This is a genomic window from Pseudoalteromonas qingdaonensis (assembly GCF_038739665.1).
GTDB classification, from domain to species: domain Bacteria; phylum Pseudomonadota; class Gammaproteobacteria; order Enterobacterales; family Alteromonadaceae; genus Pseudoalteromonas; species Pseudoalteromonas qingdaonensis.
Window position 1 is genome coordinate 41,244 of record NZ_JBCGCU010000009.1, and the last position, 19,190, is coordinate 60,433.

At 49.5% G+C, this 19,190-nt stretch carries 17 protein-coding genes and 2 tRNA genes; 11 read left to right on the forward strand and 8 right to left on the reverse strand.

Annotation, left to right across the window (positions count from 1 at the left end; genetic code table 11):
• Positions 1-169: 169 nt before the first annotated feature.
• Positions 170-3,547, reverse strand: coding sequence for a S8 family serine peptidase (locus WCN91_RS09550; protein WP_342678472.1), 3,378 nt, complete (start codon positions 3,545-3,547; stop codon positions 170-172).
• 463 nt (positions 3,548-4,010) lie between these two features.
• Positions 4,011-4,646 carry a cytochrome b/b6 domain-containing protein gene (locus WCN91_RS09555; RefSeq protein ID WP_342678474.1) on the reverse strand — a complete coding sequence of 212 codons (636 nt, stop codon included), beginning with the start codon at positions 4,644-4,646 and terminating at the stop codon, positions 4,011-4,013.
• Between the two features lie 82 nt (positions 4,647-4,728).
• Here WCN91_RS09555 and WCN91_RS09560 point away from each other — a divergent pair, with 82 nt between their 5' ends.
• Positions 4,729-5,448 (forward strand): AzlC family ABC transporter permease, encoded by a 720-nt coding sequence (locus tag WCN91_RS09560; RefSeq protein ID WP_342678476.1) that lies wholly within the window; start codon positions 4,729-4,731, stop codon positions 5,446-5,448.
• Positions 5,445-5,744: an AzlD domain-containing protein gene (locus WCN91_RS09565; RefSeq protein WP_342678478.1), complete on the forward strand. Its 300-nt coding sequence runs from the start codon at positions 5,445-5,447 to the stop codon at positions 5,742-5,744. The genes WCN91_RS09560 and WCN91_RS09565 overlap by 4 nt, the downstream gene beginning before the upstream one ends.
• Positions 5,745-5,829: 85 nt before the next feature.
• On the opposite strand, the gene WCN91_RS09570 is transcribed toward WCN91_RS09565, so the two are convergent.
• A complete protein-coding gene (locus tag WCN91_RS09570) occupies positions 5,830-6,042 on the reverse strand; it encodes a PA3496 family putative envelope integrity protein (protein WP_342678480.1) in 213 nt (70 codons plus the stop codon).
• Between the two features lie 766 nt (positions 6,043-6,808).
• On the opposite strand from WCN91_RS09570, the gene WCN91_RS09575 reads away from it, so the two are divergent.
• Complete coding sequence (locus tag WCN91_RS09575; RefSeq protein ID WP_342678482.1) at positions 6,809-7,591, forward strand: YggN family protein; 783 nt, start codon at positions 6,809-6,811, stop codon at positions 7,589-7,591.
• Here the strand turns inward: WCN91_RS09575 and WCN91_RS09580 are convergent.
• Positions 7,588-9,057: an aminotransferase-like domain-containing protein gene (locus WCN91_RS09580; protein ID WP_342678483.1), complete on the reverse strand. Its 1,470-nt coding sequence runs from the start codon at positions 9,055-9,057 to the stop codon at positions 7,588-7,590. The two genes, WCN91_RS09575 and WCN91_RS09580, sit on opposite strands and share 4 nt — an antisense overlap.
• Positions 9,058-9,154: 97 nt before the next feature.
• Between WCN91_RS09580 and WCN91_RS09585 the strand changes: the two genes are divergently transcribed.
• A complete protein-coding gene (locus WCN91_RS09585) occupies positions 9,155-10,069 on the forward strand; it encodes a DMT family transporter (RefSeq protein ID WP_342678485.1) in 915 nt (304 codons plus the stop codon).
• Positions 10,070-10,076: 7 nt separating this feature from the next.
• Here the strand turns inward: WCN91_RS09585 and WCN91_RS09590 are convergent, their stop codons facing one another.
• Positions 10,077-10,952, reverse strand: coding sequence for a diacylglycerol/lipid kinase family protein (locus tag WCN91_RS09590; RefSeq protein ID WP_342678487.1), 876 nt, complete (start codon positions 10,950-10,952; stop codon positions 10,077-10,079).
• Positions 10,953-11,228: 276 nt separating this feature from the next.
• On the opposite strand from WCN91_RS09590, the gene WCN91_RS09595 reads away from it, so the two are divergent.
• The 4 genes from WCN91_RS09595 (at position 11,229) to WCN91_RS09610 (ending at position 13,134) form a co-directional block, all read left to right on the forward strand.
• Entirely contained in the window at positions 11,229-11,369 is a 141-nt protein-coding gene (locus WCN91_RS09595; protein WP_199774431.1) for a hypothetical protein, read from the forward strand.
• A 183-nt stretch (positions 11,370-11,552) separates the two neighbouring features.
• Positions 11,553-11,643, forward strand: a tRNA-Ser gene (locus tag WCN91_RS09600).
• Between the two features lie 23 nt (positions 11,644-11,666).
• Positions 11,667-11,759 (forward strand) — tRNA-Ser (locus WCN91_RS09605).
• 865 nt (positions 11,760-12,624) lie between these two features.
• The gene (locus WCN91_RS09610; protein WP_342678490.1) at positions 12,625-13,134 is read left to right on the forward strand and encodes a DUF4124 domain-containing protein; all 510 of its coding nucleotides are present in this window, start codon (positions 12,625-12,627) and stop codon (positions 13,132-13,134) included.
• Here the strand turns inward: WCN91_RS09610 and WCN91_RS09615 are convergent.
• Positions 13,117-14,229 carry an aminotransferase class V-fold PLP-dependent enzyme gene (locus WCN91_RS09615; protein ID WP_342678493.1) on the reverse strand — a complete coding sequence of 371 codons (1,113 nt, stop codon included), beginning with the start codon at positions 14,227-14,229 and terminating at the stop codon, positions 13,117-13,119. The two genes, WCN91_RS09610 and WCN91_RS09615, sit on opposite strands and share 18 nt — an antisense overlap.
• Positions 14,230-15,402 (reverse strand): PrnB family protein, encoded by a 1,173-nt coding sequence (locus tag WCN91_RS09620; RefSeq protein ID WP_342678495.1) that lies wholly within the window; start codon positions 15,400-15,402, stop codon positions 14,230-14,232.
• Positions 15,403-15,524: 122 nt separating this feature from the next.
• Here WCN91_RS09620 and WCN91_RS09625 point away from each other — a divergent pair, with 122 nt between their 5' ends.
• The 3 genes from WCN91_RS09625 to WCN91_RS09635 all read left to right on the forward strand — a co-directional run bounded on the left by WCN91_RS09625 (position 15,525) and on the right by WCN91_RS09635 (position 18,555).
• Positions 15,525-16,010, forward strand: coding sequence for an Lrp/AsnC family transcriptional regulator (locus tag WCN91_RS09625; protein WP_342678497.1), 486 nt, complete (start codon positions 15,525-15,527; stop codon positions 16,008-16,010).
• A gap of 63 nt (positions 16,011-16,073) precedes the next feature.
• Positions 16,074-17,414, forward strand: a complete 1,341-nt coding sequence (locus tag WCN91_RS09630) for an alpha/beta hydrolase (RefSeq protein ID WP_342678499.1) — start codon at positions 16,074-16,076, stop codon at positions 17,412-17,414.
• The gene (locus WCN91_RS09635; RefSeq protein WP_342678501.1) at positions 17,407-18,555 is read left to right on the forward strand and encodes a GNAT family N-acetyltransferase; all 1,149 of its coding nucleotides are present in this window, start codon (positions 17,407-17,409) and stop codon (positions 18,553-18,555) included. Before WCN91_RS09630 ends, WCN91_RS09635 begins: the two co-directional genes overlap by 8 nt.
• On the opposite strand, the gene WCN91_RS09640 is transcribed toward WCN91_RS09635, so the two are convergent.
• Positions 18,532-19,125 (reverse strand): DUF938 domain-containing protein, encoded by a 594-nt coding sequence (locus tag WCN91_RS09640; protein WP_342678503.1) that lies wholly within the window; start codon positions 19,123-19,125, stop codon positions 18,532-18,534. The genes WCN91_RS09635 and WCN91_RS09640 overlap by 24 nt on opposite strands.
• Positions 19,126-19,190: the final 65 nt, after the last annotated feature.

Genomic DNA, 19,190 nt, shown 5'->3' on the forward strand with positions numbered 1-19,190 from the left:
TCGCGCCGACAGGGTGATCATACTCATATTTGTCGGGATGGAATCCCGACCTACAGCCGACAGGGTAAGCACGGTGCATATTTGTCGACCTAAAAGGCAAGGTTATTTCACAATTAACAAGCAAAAAAACGGCGCTATCATTAGCGCCGTTTTTTACTCGGATATTAGCTTAGCCGCGACGGCGACGTAGCCATAGTACCGGAGCAACTAGCAGAGTTAACCAACCCCAAGTACCTGAGCTAGAGCTCTTCTTAGGTTCAACCTTAGGCTGTGTTGTCGGCTGCTCAGAAGCCTCGTCGGCTAGGTTATTAACCTTAACAACAACAGTTGCTTCATTTGAGATTTGACCAACTGTGTCGGTAGCAACCACTGTTAGAGTGATTTGCTCAAGACCGCTGTCAAAGTCAAGCTGCTCGGCGTTGGCTACTACCACTTCGCCCTTGCCATTGACAGTCACTGCCGTAGAGCTCGAGTCGGTAACGATAAACTCAGAGATAGCGCCCGCCAGCGGAGCATTACGCATAGCTGAAAGAGTACCAATTACTGTGCCATCTGCGGTATTTTCATCAACGCTGAACTCGGCATCGGCCAAACTTGGCGCCACAGCCATATCTGTGCGTGGTGAAGTCACCACTGCAGCTGAGCCTGAAGCAGACAAGATGGTGAAGTTGGCATCGGCAAATAGGAATTGTGCCGACTCACCAGGAGCCAGGCTTTCAACTTCATTACCCTGCGCATCTACAGCCATTGCCACAATACGAGCCGGAGCAAAGTCATAGCTGCCTTGAGCTGTGTCTACGGCATTGACACCTGAACCATCATAGTAACCTTCACCTACGCGGAAACGCACTGTGGCATCAAGTGTACCCAGCTCCGCAGCGGTTAGGCCATAGTCTTCAAGACAGTTTTGCAGGGTTACATAGTTTGTGCCACTGTCAAAGTACAGGTTATTCAATGAGTAAGTTGGCACAGAGTAGGTAACCGGAATTGGCGGCACACCACTTGCGAATGAGCGGTAGCTTAATGAATGCACACTCGCATCCCATGCACCATCGCTGTCTAAGTCGAAATCGGCGGCAAAGTTACCGATAAAGTTAGAGGTAATAGCCTGGTTCAACACTATGGTAGTAAATACGCCATAGCCCGAATCACAGAAAGTACTTGGTACTTGGAAAGTTTCTACACTACCCGAAACTATATCTAGACGCTCGCTGTCACCAACCGTATCGGTGGCAACATTTTCAATGAACATAGGTGCGAAATCGGTAGCACCTTCATTGGTAATTGTGTATGCCACACCATCATCTGTCTTTTGCGCATCTAATACCGGCTTTGCTGCAGCACGTGGTAGCACATGATAAACCAGGTGCAGGGCATGCTCACCACCCTCATTAAATACCAAGGCTCCGTCTAGCTCAGATTTGGTCAGCAATGGACCAGCTTCATTTTTCCAAGTGTTAGAGAAATCCACGCCCCATTCCGGCAACTTGCTTGGATCTATGGTTACGGTTACATCGAACTCAACAGTTTGACCTGCTGGTACAGTCACTGACGATGGGAATTCCGCCGCGATGGCGCCAGACTCTGCATCATCCGCAAAACGCTGCTGCCAATCCAGATCGTATGTTTTCGCCGTATTTGAGAAGTTCTTCACCTGCACCGTTTTGGTCATGGTGGTTGTTTCTGCCAAACTGTGTAAACCAAATGAAAGCGCCGCTTGACGAGTATCTTTAGCCCAAGCCGCTACCGGTAAGTTGGCCGCCTTTTCAACGTCCACCAGACCCGCACCAATAATACTGATAGGTGCTAGTTCGGCATTTTCGTCCAGCTCTCGTGGTGTCATGGTGACATCCATATTCGCCGCATTCATTAGCGTTGCTTTAAGTTCAAAAGCATTACGCTCAGGCAGAGCTTCTTTAAGAATACTCATGGCGCCAGCTGTGATTGGGCCAGAGAATGAAGTACCGCTAGCGCCGCTTAAACCATCCCCTGTACCAGGGTGTGCAGTCATAATGTTTACACCTGGCGCGGTAATTTCCGGCTTAAGCAAGCCACTTACCGAAGGTCCACGCGAGCTGAAGTCAGCAACAGCGCCGGCTGTGGTCGCCTTCGTTAATTCAACGGCAAAGGCTGCGCCTTCTTTAAGCTGCACACCTGTAGCATAGCTAACCCCCACAGATGGAATGGTAACCGCTTCATCGAAGCCGCCCATAGGCGCTGGGGTACCGTCATCGGTATTGTTAGCAACAATAACAAAGGCCGCACCATTTTCTTGAGCTGCTAATACCTTAAGGGTGAAGGCACAACCGCCACGATCAAGGATCACCGCCTTGCCGGTAAAGTCAACATCATCGGCAAAAGCAACACAGGCAGTCTGGTTCACATCTGGGTAAACAACTTCAATATCATCGCTGTTAAAGCTGCCTACACCTGGGCCAAAGCTGGCGCCCTGGAATACCGCTGCTTCACCAGCTACCGTACCCTTGGCAACGCTCACTTCTTCCGTTGGGTGCGTCATGGCGCCAACAGACAGGGCATGCTCGGTCGTGCTCGGGCCACCAACAATATAAGGAATATCGCTATCGTTACCGGCAGAGATCACCACATTGGTGCCTAATTGAACGGCGCGGTTAATAAATAGACCTACAGCGCTTTCGGCAACATCACCAAAGTCACCACCCAATGACATATTGATCACATCAACTCGGTCTTCAATATCCATGTCTTGGTTAGGATCCATCGCTGCTTCTAGGGCCATAAGCTGAGCAGTACCAGGGCAACCACCCGCACACACGGAATACACGAATAATTCAACATCTGGGGCAATACCGGTTACCGAGTGAGATACATGAGTACCGTGGTTGGTGCCGTTATCGATTGGATCTGGATCCATATTATAAAAATCGTAACCGCCTTTAACTATGCCCTGTGGCCAGGTTACAGAATCATCGGCAATGGCTGCTGCATAAGCCTCAAGCGTACCTTCACCACCAAAGGCTGCATGGGTGTAGTCGATACCCGTATCTAGTACGGCTACACGCACACCCTTACCGCTGGCAAGGCCGTTATCAACCAAAGTCTTGGCTTTAACATAATCGGCGCTGTCTGCTACCGCCAGTTCATAATCATAAACAGGGTATACGGCTTTAACCTCGGTATGCTTTTCCAGCTGACGTACGTCTGTTTCCTGGCCATCAACAACCAGGGCATTAGCAAGCTTAGAGGTGCGGGTAATAACCTTAAGGTTAAGATCCATGCTCTGCATATCGCTCATTACACGTTGTTGCATATCGCTAATGTTGGCGCTTACTGCGGCCTGTTGCGACTTATTAACACCGTAGAGTGATTGACCATTTAATTCGACTAACCAGGCAACCGCATTTTTTTCTTGTTGTTTAAACTCGGCAACTTGGCGCTCTACATTCACCTTATACTGAGAACCCAGAGTTTTTGCTTGTGTGTCTAGCGTGGCACTTACGGCCGGTGCGCTCATTAGCGCGGAAGAGATGCCTAACGCAATGGCGCTGCGGCGAAGATTCTGATTCATAAAAATCCCTGTTTTAATTGTTAGCTTTATTAGGGTCTGTTTATCTTTGCGGTTTACTTTATGTTCAATCTAAACGCATTCTGATCACGACGCTCGTTATGATGCATAGTCATTCTATGTTCATAGCGAGCAACACAGAGCAGGATGCGTTTAGATGAACCCGTAGGGCAGCGCTTGTAGCGCATTTCTACTGTGTTGTTACATGTTTATGTAGAATAACTACACTACACATGTGCCGCCTTGTATAAATTCACTACAAACTGCTGCAGAAACAAACAACAAAGGTCAACAGACCCTACTTATTTATTGCATACGGACAATAAAGCCAAAATAGGGACGTTACAATATGGTAACTATGTAAACAGAAGATAAATATTAAAATGCGGGACATGACCCCGCATTTACTAAGCCCTAGCGGCTATTCAGGTTTTTGTAACTAAATGTAAACAGATGTCATTTGTCGCTATAACAAGCTTTGTAGCGGCTCATAACCCCAAGTTACCAACAGCGCAGCCAATATAACCGTAAACAAGGCAAAAGCAGGCCAACTGGCTTTTAATTGGGCAGAAGCGCTCACTTGTTTATTGCGTCCAGTGATCATAGCGGGCACCAGTTTTTTGCCGCGCAGAGCGTAAACAACAATGGCAACAAGATGCAGGCCGATGGCGATAAGCAACCAATCAAAATTCTGACGGTGCAACGAAGACGCCCATTCAACCCAGTCGTACGACACATATTGCACCAAAGGACCATCAACCATGATGTCATCTGTGGTCATCAAGCCGGTAGCTAACTGCAACAAGATCAAGGCAAAAAATACCAGCACCATATAGCTGCCAGCGGCGTTATGCCCAGGCGTTAAATGCTTGGCCTTCAAAGCCTGCAGCACCGCTTTAGGGCCATGAAATAGCGCCGATAATCGCGCCGTGTCACTGCCCACCAGACCCCAAACCAAGCGCGTAGCCATAAGCGCCAGGGTGATATAACCGAGCACAAAGTGCAGCTCCATGGCTCCTTCCTCGGCGGAGAAATACAGGCCGGCGAAACAACTTACCAAGGCCCAATGAAAAAAACGTATATATCCATCCCAAACTTTCATAACTGCTCCATTTCTTTTGCAATAGCCGCGATTATGCCAAACTCTAGCGTCGGTGCGAAATCAACTTGGTTAATTTTTATCTATGAGCAAGTCTACTCATATAAATCGCGGTACCAAACTGCAGCAAAAAGCCTTTATCAAAGGGCAACTCGATATGATGCCTCTCAACCTGGCGGTGCTGCCCTGGGGGCTATTGTGCGGCTCGTTGGCAATGCAAAATGGCTTTACCTTAATAGAAGCCCAGCTGATGTCTTTATTGGTTTTTGCCGGCTCGGCCCAGTTGGTAGCGATTGAACTTATCGCCAACGACACGCCTTTACTGACCATAGCCATCACCACCTTAATCATCAGTTCTCGACACTTTTTATATGGCCTGGCCATTCGCCAAAAGGTCATTGCTCAGCCCTTAAAATGGCGTTTACCTGTCAGCTTTGTGCTGACCGATGAGCTCTTTGCTTTTTCCCATCACCCTAAGGCCTACCAAACCAAGGTGCGGCTTATTTATGCTCTCAGTGCGGGTTTTAGCTTTTATGTCGCCTGGAATATCTGGACTCTGCTGGGCATAGTCGCGGGACGGTTGCTGCCAGATTTAACCAATCTTGGTCTCGATTTTGCCATTGCCACCACCTTTATCGCCTTGGTGATCCCGGCCATTAAAAACAGGGCGACTCTGGCCTGCGTACTGGCTTCGGGGATAAGCGCTGCAGTGCTCAAGTCCTGGCAAGTAGAATTATGGCTGGTGTTTAGTGCTCTCATCGGCATGAGCTTTGGCTATGTGCTTAGTCGCGGGAGGGTGCAATGATCACCACCATATTACTGATGGCGGCCATTACCTTTGGCAGTCGTTATTTATTTTTACACCGTGCCCTGCCATTTCGGGTCGGTCCTAAAATGCAGCGTTTTTTAAGTTTTAGCGCCCCAGCCGTGCTGACTGCCATCTGGGTGCCCATAGTGGTTTTACCTGACAATCAGTGGCAGTTGAGCTACCAGAATCCGTATTTAGTTGCCGCCCTTGTCGCCATTATTACCGCCTATAAAAGCCATAGCATCTACGCCACCACCTTGCTTTCCATGGTGGTCTTTTTTGCGCTGCGCTAACAAAAAAGGGGCCACAGCCCCTTTAAAGTCTTAAAAAAGTCTCGGCCTAATAACACCAAGACTCTACAGGGCAAAGGCCCATTATTTATTCATTTAAATACTCGTCAAAGTCATCGCTTAAATACTCGTCAAAGTCATCGCTGCCGAGATGCTTTCTCAGCTTACGCTGTTCTAAATAATCATCCAGCTTCTTTTTTACCTTGCGCTTGCGACGGTCGTTTTGATTGCGTCCCATCGCTTCATATTCATCTGCTACAAATTCGTCTTCAAACGCATCATAGGAATATGTTTTACCCACAATACACTCCAATAAATCTAAATCAGTTATCACCGCCCTCAACTTAGGTACGGCGAATTCAGGGCTAGGCGCCTTCGAGTGAATAAATAGCCGCTAAAGCGCAAACTGGAAAGTGAGATTTTTTTATCGTTTCAATAAACATATTTGATTAATAATTATACCGCCTTAATTTGTAAGCTTATTCCACCTTGGATAGCCCGCTGTAATTTTGCTGCAGGTCGGACTTTGCCGCCATGGATGACGGTACTAGGGTAACGCAGGAGCAGTTACCTAGGGTCTGTTGACCTTTGTTGTTCGTTTCTGCAGCAGTTTGTAGTGTATTTATACAAGGCGGCACATGTGTGGTGTAGTTATTCTACATGAACATGTAACAACACAGTAGAAATGCGCTACAAACGCTGCCCTACGGGTTCATCTAAACGCATCCTGCTCTGTGTTACTCGCTATGAACATAGAATGACTATGCATCATACCGAGCGTCGTGATCAGAATGCGTTTAGATTGAACATAAAGTAAACCGCAAAGATAAACAGACCCTAGCAGTCTGACAAAAGAGCAATGCAGGAGCACATTGCCGATAGCCCGACAAATAACAAATGCTTAATCCACGTAAAAGTTAATTTCACTAAAAGTTAGTAAAAGGCACTAAACACGGCATTAGCAGCACAATACTGAAAACATTAAACCTATGATATTTATCAACTTTATTATTTGGCATCGAAATTGTATTGGTCATAGCGTCAACAGAATAACAGGAATGATCACCATGAAAACCAGCACGCTAGCCATTATCTCTGCCCTTAGTATTTCTGGCACCGCCATCGCCGGAGACGCCAATTCGCTTTCGTTTGGCTCTGAGCAATGCAACATTGAATTTAAAAACGATGTACGCATCGAACCGCAGCGCTTACAGATCACTAATGCCAATAACCAGCATCTGGTGTACAGCTCAGGTCTACTTGAGGTTGATGGTCAGCCCGTTGAGTTAAACGCCGAGCAGCAACAGGCCTTGGATGATTACACAGATAAGGTACGCACCTATATGCCCGAAGTGGCTCAAATAGCCCTGGATGGCGTTAAGATCGCCGGCGTTGCCCTTGAAGAAGTCGGCGCCGCATTCGGCATCAGTCACAATGAGGCACTAAGCGATATAGTCGAAAACATCGGCGTTAATATTGAGCAAACCTTCTACCAGGACGGTGCCTTTGTAATGGGCAAGCAAAGCTTTGAACAATTAGGCAATGATATTGAAAGCCAGTTTGATGAAGACTTTGAACAAGCCGTAGAGCAGGCCATGGTGCAGTCTATCGGCAGTATCTTTATCGCCCTGGGCTCTGAACTACTGGGTTCGGGCGGCGATATGGATGAATTTGAGCTGCGTATGGAGCGCCTTGGTGAGCAGGTCGAGCAAAGAGTTGAGGTGCAAGCCTCGCAAATAGAGCAACGCGCGGATGCACTCTGCCATTCATTTAGCGAGTTGGCGCAACAAGAAGCTCAGTTGCTGAGCATGATCCTCGAGTTGAAAGAGTATCAGCTGCTAAGTAACTAAGCCTTTGGCGTAGCCTTCACCTTCCCTTTTTGCACTTGCAGGCAGAGCGCCCCTAAGCGGGCCACTGCCTTTTCTACTTCCTCGCTCCATTGCACACCAAAACTTAATCGTAAACACTGACGATATTTGTCGGTGGCGCTAAAAATAGCTCCCGGAGTAATACTGATCCCCGCCTCCAACGCCAGATGGAACAAGGCAACAACATCATACTGCGAGGGCAGTTGCAGCCACAATACACAGCCTCCCTGCGGGTTGGTCATTCGCGTTCCAGGCGGAAAATGCCGCTGTACCAAGGCCCGCATCCGCTCTTTATTGAGCGCCAGACGCTGGCGCATCACACGCAAATTTTTATCGTAATCGCCGCTATTCATAAATTCGTACAGGGTCCACTGATTCATCAGTGACGACGCGCAGCTCATGGCGCGCTTTAAACGCCGCGCCTGAGGCGCAAACTTGCCGGCTATCATCCAGCCCACGCGATAGCTTGGCGCCGCGGTTTTTGACAGCGACGAGCAGGTGATCACCTTGCCCTGGGTGGAATAATACTGGGCTGGTTTAGCGCCATCGGGCTCGTAGGCAAGCTCACCATACACATCATCCTCAATTAGCACTGCACCTTGCTCTTCCACTAAGTGCACCAGCTGTCGGCGTCGCTCCTCAGGCATTTTCGAGCCCAAGGGATTGCTAATACTGGTGGAAAAGATGAAGGCCTTAATATCATGCTCGGCAAACGCCTGTTGCAGATCTTCGATACATACCCCTTGTTGTGGGCACATGGGGATTTCAAGCACCTTGAGCCCCAAACTTTCCAGCATTTCAATAATGCCAAAGTAACAGGGCGACTCTATGGCGACTATATCCCCCGCCTGAGTCACGCACTGCACCGCTATATGCAGGGCTTCCTGGGCGCCATTGGTAATGATCAGCTCATCACTGTTAACGCCGATGGCAAAATCCAGGTAACGATTAATGATCTGCTTTTTTAGTGCCGCAAAACCATCCAAAGGGCCATAATTAATGGCCTGATGCCCGGCCACATTCATCACTCGCCGCATGGTTCGGCTCAGCACCTTATCGGTGGGGTTTACCGCCACTGGGTTAGCTATCCCCAAGGGCAGCACGGTGGCGCGATGCAAACTGTCAAAGACCTGTTCAATCAGGGCCTGCTTGTTGACCGCCACTGGCTGGCGCGCCAGTTGAATACTGCGAGGCTGATGACACTGATCTGAGCCGGCGTTTAGGTAAAAGCCGGACTTTTCTCTGGCACTGATCACCCCCTGACGCTCAAGCTCTTGATAAGCCTGCTGAACGGTGGGAATGCTAATGGACAACTTTTGCGCCATAGCACGCAAAGAAGGCAGCTTTTCACCCGCACCCAAGGTGCCTTGTGACTGCATATCTTTAATCAAGTCAACAACTTGCTGATATAGGTAGATATTACCCTGCTTATTAACAATGCGAGACATAGCGAATCTGTATAGGTATAAAATGGCGTTTTCTGTTTATGTACAGTATACAGATTAACTTTAAAATACCAGCTTTAGTCGCCTTGAGAAAAACGCCATGAACAACGTCCTGCTGTATTTTTTTACCGTCCTGATTTGGGGCTCAACCTGGTTGGCCATAGAATTCCAGCTTGGTGATGTGGCGGTGCAAGTTTCGCTGTTTTTACGCTTTGCCATTGCCGCCGCTATTATGTGGGCTTTTGTGCTGCTTAAAAAACTGCCGATGCGCTTTAGCGCCCGCGATCATGGCTTTTTTACCCTGCTGGCCCTGTGTAACTTTGGCGCCAACTATCTGATCCTCTACTGGGCGCAGCATTATCTCACCTCGGCCATGAGCTCCATCGCTTTTAGCACCCTGCTGCTGATGAATATCATCAACACCCGGTTATTCTTTGGCAAACCCATAGCCAAACGCATCTACTTCGGTGCCCTGCTTGGCGTGGTAGGCATAGTGATCTTGTTCTGGCCAGCCATCGCCACTTTGGATCTCGGTAATGAATTATTAATAGGCCTGTTATTGTGTCTTGCAGGCACGCTTGTGGCATCCATAGGCAACATGGTGAGCGTACGTAACTCCCAGGCTCAAGTCGGCGTATTGCAGGGCAATGCCTGGGGCATGTTATACAGCACCCTGGGGTTAGCACTGTTCGTTTTAATCAGCGATGTTAGCTGGGACTTTAGCACTGCCGGTACCGCATATTGGTTATCCCTGCTGTACCTAAGCACCTTCGGTACAGTGATCGCCTTTGCCTGTTACTTTGTCTTGCTGAAGAATATCGGCCCGGAAAAAGCCAGCTATGTGATTGTGCTCTTCCCTTTGGTAGCTGTGATTCTAAGCACCCTGTTTGAAGGTTTCGTATGGCAGCTTAATACGGTATACGGCTTTGTGTTTGTGCTACTGGGCAACGCCATAGTGCTGACCCCATTCGATAAAATAAGCCTCTTTTTCAAGCGCACACAAGCGCCGGCTTAATCTTTATTTAGACGGGCATCACAAAGTTCAGGGCACCGCGCTGCACACTAAAAAGTGCGGGTGTGGTGCCTATATACTCTCCATCCGCCTCTATGCCTATATTGGCGGTGTGCACATCAAGCTCAGATACAGGGGCTATATTGACCTGCTTAAGCCGCGTATGAGCGGCAAAATAGCTAAGTATCAGCGCCTGAATTTGTCGCCAGAACGGCGCTGCTCCTATTTGCACGCAACTTAATTGACCATCGCTAATATTCGCCTTGGGAGCCAGACACATGCCGCCGCCAAAGTAACGGCCATTGGCCAAACACATCATTAGCAGCCTTTGCTCCTGTTTCTTGATAGTTGAATTCTTGGTAGTCGAAAACTGCAATAACGAGGGCGCGTAACGATACAGCATTTTAATCCCCTGCCAGGCATAATTCAGGTGCGCCCAACGGCCGCGCTTATTTTGACTGGCGGCAACCACGGCAGCGTCATAGCCAACGCCGGCAACATTAACAAAGTAGCGCTCATTAACCTTACCCAAGTCTATGGCCGAGCTGACATGTGTTAATGCGGCTTCAATCCATTGCTGCTCAGAGCGGCGCCACTGGCGAGCAAAATCATTACCACTGCCACAGGGAACCAGGGCTACTTCGACCTCGCTATGGGCAAAAGCATTAGCGGCCAGATTAAGTGTACCGTCGCCACCGAGTGCAATGACTCGTTTGGTATTGGGAATATAGGCTTGCAGCCCCTGTAAATCGGCGTAAAAGTCGCCGCTGGTCGCCACCTCAACATAGGCATATGACAAGGCATGCAACTGCAGGCGAATAGCTTTTAATTGCGCTTTTGCCTGCAGCGGATGGTACAAGAGCAAATACCTAGTTTGATGGTTCAAAATGCCAACCTATAACAAATATGATTTATCTGAATAAATATGCACAATATTTTAAAAAATCACTTGCTACAAGCTAAAAAACCTTGATTAGTGGCCTGTTAGCGCATTTCACACCTAAATATTCATGCATAAATCTATTATTTGAAACTTAATAAAACATTAATCGCATTAATTTAACTTATCCGAATGGGCCAAAATATATCGTTTTATTTTTAACCACACTGGTTGCACAATAGCCTTGTTTTCAACCACAGGCACAACCCGGAGCAAGCAAAGATGAACCCAGTAAACACCCTAAATCAAACAGCAGCCAACCATGTAGCAACTAAGCCAAGCAAGCGTAAAGCTAAAATGATGGCCAAGCTAAACCGCTTTGGTAAAGAGCTAGCTCTTAGCGGTGTTGTGCGTTACAAGTAATTAATTACACTAATGTTACTTTCTGGTGCTTACAAAGCAATCAGCAGGTGCTAAGACCCAACCAGCTTAGCACCTGAAATCCTCATTTTTTCCTAGCCAGCACCCTGAATTAGCACAAAAATCCAGCAAACGATTCATTATCTATTTACACTGGCCGCAAGCCTCAGTATTATCCTACCCCATGGAGAGATGGCTGAGTGGTTGAAAGCACCGGTCTTGAAAACCGGCATAGGTTAATAGCCTATCTAGGGTTCAAATCCCTATCTCTCCGCCAAATTTATCAAACTGATTCGCGCCGGAGAGGTGGCCGAGTGGCTGAAGGCGCTCCCCTGCTAAGGGAGTATAGGGTTTGTAGCTCTATCGAGGGTTCGAATCCCTCCTTCTCCGCCATTAGTTTTGGAAAAAACCGCGCATTGTCGCGGTTTTTTGCTTTTCGGCGTTCAGTCGCAAGCGTCCGGCCTTCGGCGTCTCAGAACTGCGAAGTAATACTTCGGTTTTTGAGACCCTTCTCCGCCATTAGTTTTAAAAGAACCGCCTTTACGGCGGTTTTTTTATAACTAAATTTCGAGCAGGCGGACTTGGTTCGAACCCTTGTTCGACAAAATGTCAGGAACATTTTGAGCCGCGTAGGCGCCCGCAGGGGCGAGTGCAGGACGCACGAGCGCTCATCCCGAATCGAAGCCATTAGTTTTGGAAAAAACCGCGCATTGTCGCGGTTTTTTGCTTTTCGGCGTTCAGTCGCAAGCGTCCGGCCTTCGGCGTCTCAAAACTGCGAAGTAATACTTCGGTTTTTGAGACCCTTCTCCGCCATTAGTTTTAAAAGAACCGCCTTTACGGCGGTTTTTTTATAACTAAATTTCGAGCAGGCGGACTTGGTTCGAACCCTTTCGACAAAATATCGGGAATATTTTGAGCCGCGAAGGCGCCTATAAGGGCTAGCACAGGGACGTGCTAGAGCTACAAAATGTCAGGAACATTTTGAGCCGCGTAGGCGCCCGCAGGGGCGAGTGCAGGACGCACGAGCGCTCATCCCGAATCGAAGCCATTAGTTTTGGAAAAAACCGCGCATTGTCGCGGTTTTTTGCTTTTCGGCGTTCAGTCGCAAGCGTCCGGCCTTCGGCGGACTTGGTTCGAATGTAGATACCACAATGTCAACAAAAAGACCCACCACAAGCCAGATAGATTGTTAACCGGGTGTTGATTTCCCAAGGGAAAGTTCTAGAATCTTATAACCCTAACCATATGGACATGTCCTATGAAATACCCAATTCTATTTGCCGCGGCTCTTTGTCTTGCCTCCCTGCCCAGCTATGCGACGGTTTATAAATGCACCATAAATGGCGTGGCAACCTTTAGCCAGCAGCCCTGTGGCAAAGACGCGCAAATTATTAAGGTGCGTTATTCTGGCGCTAAAACCGTAACAGCCGAAGGCAGCGAAGAGGAAGCTCCGCAACAGCCTAATGTGAGTGAGGTAGACAGCTACCTGAAGTCGCAGGAATATGATCGCCGTATCGCCATGCACCAGCGTAATATCAGTGACTACGAAACGCGCATGGCGGGAGATTTGGCGCAGCTTGAAAATATGAACCAAGCCACCGCCAACTATTTAGGCAGCGACTCCATTGCCGATGCGAAAAAGCAGCAGGCAACCATAGTGCGCGCCAACTATCACGCCCTTATCGAAAATGAAAAGAAGGCGATCAGCGAATTGCAAAAGTACAAAGAAAATATCAACGCAGCGGCCAAGTTAAATAAACCGCTTTAACGCTGACACCAGTTGCGCCACATCCTGCTCGTCGTTATAGATATGAAACGACACTCGGGCTCCAAGGTGGCGCGCGTCAACGCTGATATTGTGTTGCTTTAATTCCTGCATCATCTGCTCCTGCCTGTCGCCGGCATGAAGAATCAGGGTGCCACTGCACTGCCGTGCATCCAGTGGCGATGCCGCCAGGAGGGCACATTCCTCAAGCAATTGCCCTTGCAACTTCAAGTTATGGGCGCGCACCTTGTCGATGCCAAAGTCATTAAACCAATTGATACTGTGCGCCGCTATTACATAAGGGGCGACGCTGGGCGTACCTCCCCAAAAGCGCAGCGCACTATCGTGGTAAGCAAAGTGGTGGATATCGAACTCGAACGGATTGGCATGGGAGAACCAGCCCACATCCTTAGGTTCACAGTCAGGTAATTGTTCATCGCTAAGCCATAAGTAGGCGGCTCCTGGGCCACCGCAGAGCCATTTGACGCTTGAGCCTATCAGAAAATCCGGCTGCACCCGGGCCAAATCCAGAGGGATCACCCCGGCACCCTGGGCCACATCAACCAGACTTAAAACTCCTAATTCCTTAGCGGCGGCCACTATCTCGGCCACCGGCGCCTGACGTCCGGAATTGGAATACACCTGGCTGATAAAGACCAGATCCATATCCCCTTGCAAATACCGCTGCCACACCTGAATATCACTGACATCTTCGGCGGCGGGAATAAAGACAATTTCGCTGTCCTGGGCCAGAGATTTTTGCAGCGCAAAACCCATGCTGGGAAAGTCCTGCTCCGACATCAGTACCTTACACTTGGGTTTGCGCAAACGCGGGTGCGCCACAACTAACTTACTCAGGGCGCTGGAAAGGTTCACCTGGGGGCAAAACAGCCTGGCTTCTGAGTTAAACAGGCGCGCTAAGGCGGTGGTAAAATCCTGCACCGCTCCGAGCCATTGCTGCCATGGCTCGCTTTGCCCTTGCTGCCAGGGAGCGAAGAAGTGCTCATGAAAGTGTTGCTCCATTGAGCGCAGCGGACGACCCACAGAATGGCTTAAGAAATAGGGCCCAGCGGGCAAACGAAACTGAGTTTTCAACACTTAATCCACCATTTTTGTTAGTCGCTGTACATCGTCGAAGCGGGTAAAAATATCATCACGAGGGCGCGCCGCGCGGCGGTCGCGGAGTCTTTCCAATTGCGCCAGAAGCACGGGCAAGGGCGGACCACTGGCGGTCACCTTATCCTGATGCTCGGCACCGAGCTGCTCGTTCGGCACACGAATATACTTCTCCACCAATTGATTATGGTGCTGAATGGCGGTTTGCCCATACAGCTTGCACACATTTAAAAATGCCTTGAGGTTATCCTGAAACCAACTGGCCTTATGATGCTGCTCACCTACTTGCAGGAACTCATCCATAAAGGAAGGTAAACGCATACAATCGCGTAAGATACGCTGATCTTGCGGCATCATATAAAGGAATTTATCCACCAGCAGCTGCGAATAACTGACTTCATTGGCCTGACACAGACCCAACAGCATATCAATCACGTTTATACCGGCAAAATCGCCGGCATTAGCGCCACGATACACCTCTTTCCCTACACGATAGGGCTTGTAATAGGGGCGCACACAGTAAAAGAATCTATCTGTATCAAGATGCTGGAAAAGGTAGCGGTTGCTGGTCATCACGTCCTTTAAAGCCTGCTCGGCCACGGCCAATAGATCGGCGGCTATAGGGTGAGAAATCCCCAAGGGCTGTAAACGCAGCAAGGCATCGGCGGCGCGCTTATAGGCCAAAATGCCCTTGGTGTTGTAATCGACAAACAGCTTTTCATCGGCCAAGTCGGTAAAACGTTTATACACTCCGTTTTCAGCGCTGTTATGGGTTGTTAAATGGGCGGTGGCAAAGCGCGGCGTGACGCCAATCGAGGCGCCTATATGCATGGCCAGAGTAGAAGCCGCCGTCAACGGCGATTGAGTTTCTCGCGATGGTTCGGTGATCTCATGACGACGACAGGCGGCCATAAACAAGCCCACATTGCCCAACAGGTCGAAGGCCTTATCAAAACCCTGATCCGTATTGCCCTCATCCACCAGCTGCTGAATAAGCGCATTACCCTGCGCCACCATGGCTGCTTTAATTTCTTCGCCGACACCGACAACATTGGCTCTGTCTTCTTGCTGCCAGTATAAGTCTTCTAATTCGTTATTCAGGGCAACGAAATCGTTGCGGATCCAGCGATCAAACGCGGCCGAGTGGCTTTCCATAATATGCTCTTACATTAGTCGATAATGACTAAAAAATTAGCATAGCTTTAAAAGTGAAATTAATTAACTTTCACCAGCATTACCGAGTATATTTAGGGAAATACCCTAAAAATAAAATATAAATGAGTGATTCCAGCCAAAAAATAAAAATAGACCAAAAGGACCTGCAATTGCTGGCCCTACTGCAACAAGATGGGCGCATCGCCGTTAGCGAGCTGGCGCAGCGGGTGAGTCTCTCAGATACACCGGTTTTGCGCCGTATTAATAAGCTGCAACAAGCCTGTTATATCCGCGGCTATCATGCTCAGCTTGATGCCGCCAAGCTGGGATTTGCGGTTTCTGTTTATGCCCTGATCAGGTTAACGCAAAATGCCGCCAGCGCCGCAGAGCGCTTCGAGAATCATGTGGCTTCCCTACCTCAGGTGCAGGAATGTTCGGTGATCACCGGCGAATATGATTACCTGTTAAAAATCGTGGCTCAGGATTTACCCAGCTATGAGCACTTTGTAAAGCACGCCTTAGGCAGCTGCGAGGATATAGCGGCCATAGAGTCCACCGTGGTGCTTAAGCAAACCTTCTCGCGCTGGCAGCTGCCTCTGAGTGATTAGGGCTAGGCGTAAAATCGCCGCTTTGTTATGCTGCGTGATATAAATTATCTAGAGATCAAAGCGATGCGTTTGCTGTTATGTTTCCTGCTCGGCCTAACCAGTTCTTTTAGCTGGGCACAGACCTGCCTTAGCCATATAGATGATATCGACTACATAATGGCGGCCAAAAAGAATGGCAGCCATCGCTTTGCCATAGACGCCAAGGTGCGAACACTCGACCTCGACTCACAGCCACCATTTAGTGCTTATCTGGCCTCGGCCAGAGACTGGATTGATGCACGCAACCCTAGGGCCAGCTTGCCTTGCCCGGTACACACAGAAACCGTTAAGTTATTACAAGCTCAAGGCTCTTTGGAGGCCGACTTAAACGTGGGCGATCTGCTCAGCCCTTTTGAGCTGCGCCACCCGGGCAGCAATAAGGCGGTGCTGTTATTCCATGGCCTGACCGACTCTCCCTTTAGTTACCATTCCTTGGCGGCATTTTTCCATCGCCAGGGCTTTAATGTGCGCACCGTACTACTGCCCGGCCATGGCAGCGCCGCCAACGATCTCCAGGAGGTGAGTTTTAAACAGTGGCAAGCCCTGACTCGCTATGCCATTGAGCGCACCAGCAAAGACTTCGACCAGGTTATTATCGGCGGCTACTCCACCGGTGCCGCTCTCGCCGTATCCAACCTGATTGAACGCCCGGTACCGCAGCAGGTGCAGGCGCTGATGCTCTGGTCTCCGGCAACCGAACCTCATAATAAGCAAGGCTGGCTGGCGAAATGGATAGACCGCATTCCCTTTGTAAACTGGATAGATAAGGACGCGGATATCGACTTTGCCAAGTACGAGTCCTTCCCTTTTGCCGCCGCCAGACTCGGCCATGAGGCCATGCGCCGCATCGATGCTAAGCACCTGGCCAAGGCAAAACTGCCCAACTTGCCGCTTTTTGTCGTCCAAAGTGAGGTGGATACCACCATAGATGCCCGCGCCACCCTGGCACTGGTGAAAGCCTGGCATAATCCTCAGGTGCGCCCAAACAGCGCCAAGGACATGCTGGTTTATTACGGCAACCCGCAAACCGCCAAGCGCTATTTGGGGGATGACTTCCCGCTGCGCAGCTACGCCTGCCAGGCCAACCAGTCACCCTGTAATAAAATCATCGACTTATCACATATCAGCGTGGTTAATGCGCCAAATCACCCCTATTACGGCGCCCAGGGGCACTATCGCAATTGCGGTTCTTACCTAGAAGACGACAAGGCTTATCGCCGCTGTAAAACGCAAGCTCAGGTACTGATCGGCGAGCGCAGCGAGGCAAATCTGGCCAAGGGACCACTTAAGCGTCTAACCTATAACCCTTTTTATGCCGAGCTGGAGCAGGATATGCGCACCTTCCTCGGGCGTTTACATGAGTAACTTCAGCGTCCGCTTTTTTTCCAGCGCCCAGACCTTGGGTAAATCGGCCTGGCAGGCGTTTTTTGATGCAGCCGTTGATCCCTTTACCAGCTATGAATTTATTGATGCCCTGGAACAAACGGGCTGCGCCAGCGCTCGCACTGGCTGGCAAGCTCACCATTTGGCGCTTTACCACAAGCAAGAGCTGGTTGGCCTCGCCCTAGGCTATATAAAAAGCCATTCCTACGGTGAATACGTATTCGACTGGGCCATCGCCGAAGCCTATGAAACGCATGGCTATGATTATTACCCCAAGTGGCTGTGCGCCGCGCCCTTTACCCCAGTGACAGGCGCGCGCCTGGCGCTAAGTGATTCGCTGGATAAAGCGCAGGCGCTAGCGGCCATACGCACCGCTTTGGATGAGCAGGCGCAGCAACTAGGCTGGTCCGGCTGGCATATCAATTTTTGCTCCCAGGCCCAGGCGGAGCAATTACAAGAGCAAGGCTTGGCAAGACGCACCACGGTGCAGTTTCAGTGGCATAACCCAGGCTACCGCGACTTTGATGAATTTTGTCGGCAATTAAAGGCCCGCAAACGTAAAAATATAACCAAGGAGCGGGCTGCAGTCGCCGAGGCGGGGCTGAGAATAGAGGTTGCCAGTGGTAATGAAATTTCGCTGGCACATATGCAGGCACTTAGCGCCTTTTATCAGCGTACCTACCTAAAACGCTCGGGTCATCTGGGTTATTTGAATGGCGACTTTTTTACCCGGCTAAAACAGAGCATAAGTGAGCAACTGGTAGTGATAAGCGCCTATGACGGCGAGCAAATGGTCGCCGCCAGCCTGTTTCTGCGTGGCCAAGACACACTTTACGGGCGCTATTGGGGCTGTCTGGAGCATTATGATCGCCTGCACTTCGAGCTTTGTTATTATCAGGGCATAGAATATTGCATAAAGCAGGGGTTATCACACTTTAATGGTGGCGCCCAGGGGGAGCACAAACTCGCCCGAGGCTTTACCCCGCTACTGACCCATTCCTGCCACCACTTTATCAACAGCCCCTTTACCGCCGCTATTGATGACTTTATCATCCGCGAAACGCGGCAATATAGCCTGTATTTGCAGCAATGTGCCGGGTTATCTCCGTATAAAGTGCAATAAGCGATTATTCGCGGGCATGGCTATATCGGCAGCCAGTTCCAGCCCAGCAGCCTCGGCCAAGTCCACCACCCATTGCTGATCACGCAAGCCGCTTAAGGGGTCGCGCTGGCGCAAGCTGGTATCGAAGCGGGCATTGCTGTCGCTGGTGTAGGCGCCGTTATAATTAAAAGGGCCGTAAATACACAGGTTGCCGCCTTGGCTAAGGTGCTGCTTAACGCCGTGGAAAAAAGCCCGCACCAGCTCCTCACTAACAATATGCAGGGTATTGGCGGTGAAAATGCCGTCAACTTGCGCTAACGGCCAGCTTTGTCCGAGATCCAGCGCTAATGGCGGCAAAATATTATCGCCTTCGGCAGTGCCGATAACCTGCTTGATCAGCGCATGGTTATAGGCCAAATCGCTTGTTTGCCAGAGTAAGTGCGGCAAATGCGCGGCAAAATGCAGCGCATGCTGGCCGGTGCCAGAGCCAATTTCCAATACCCTTTGGGTCTGAGCAAAGATCTGCGTCAACTCGGCGAGTATCGGCCCCTTATTGTTTTCACATGCTTGGGATAAGCCACTAATTTTCATATTCTAACCTGAGGTTTGGATAAGGAATGAACTAACTAATTATTTTTAATAATTTACTATAAATT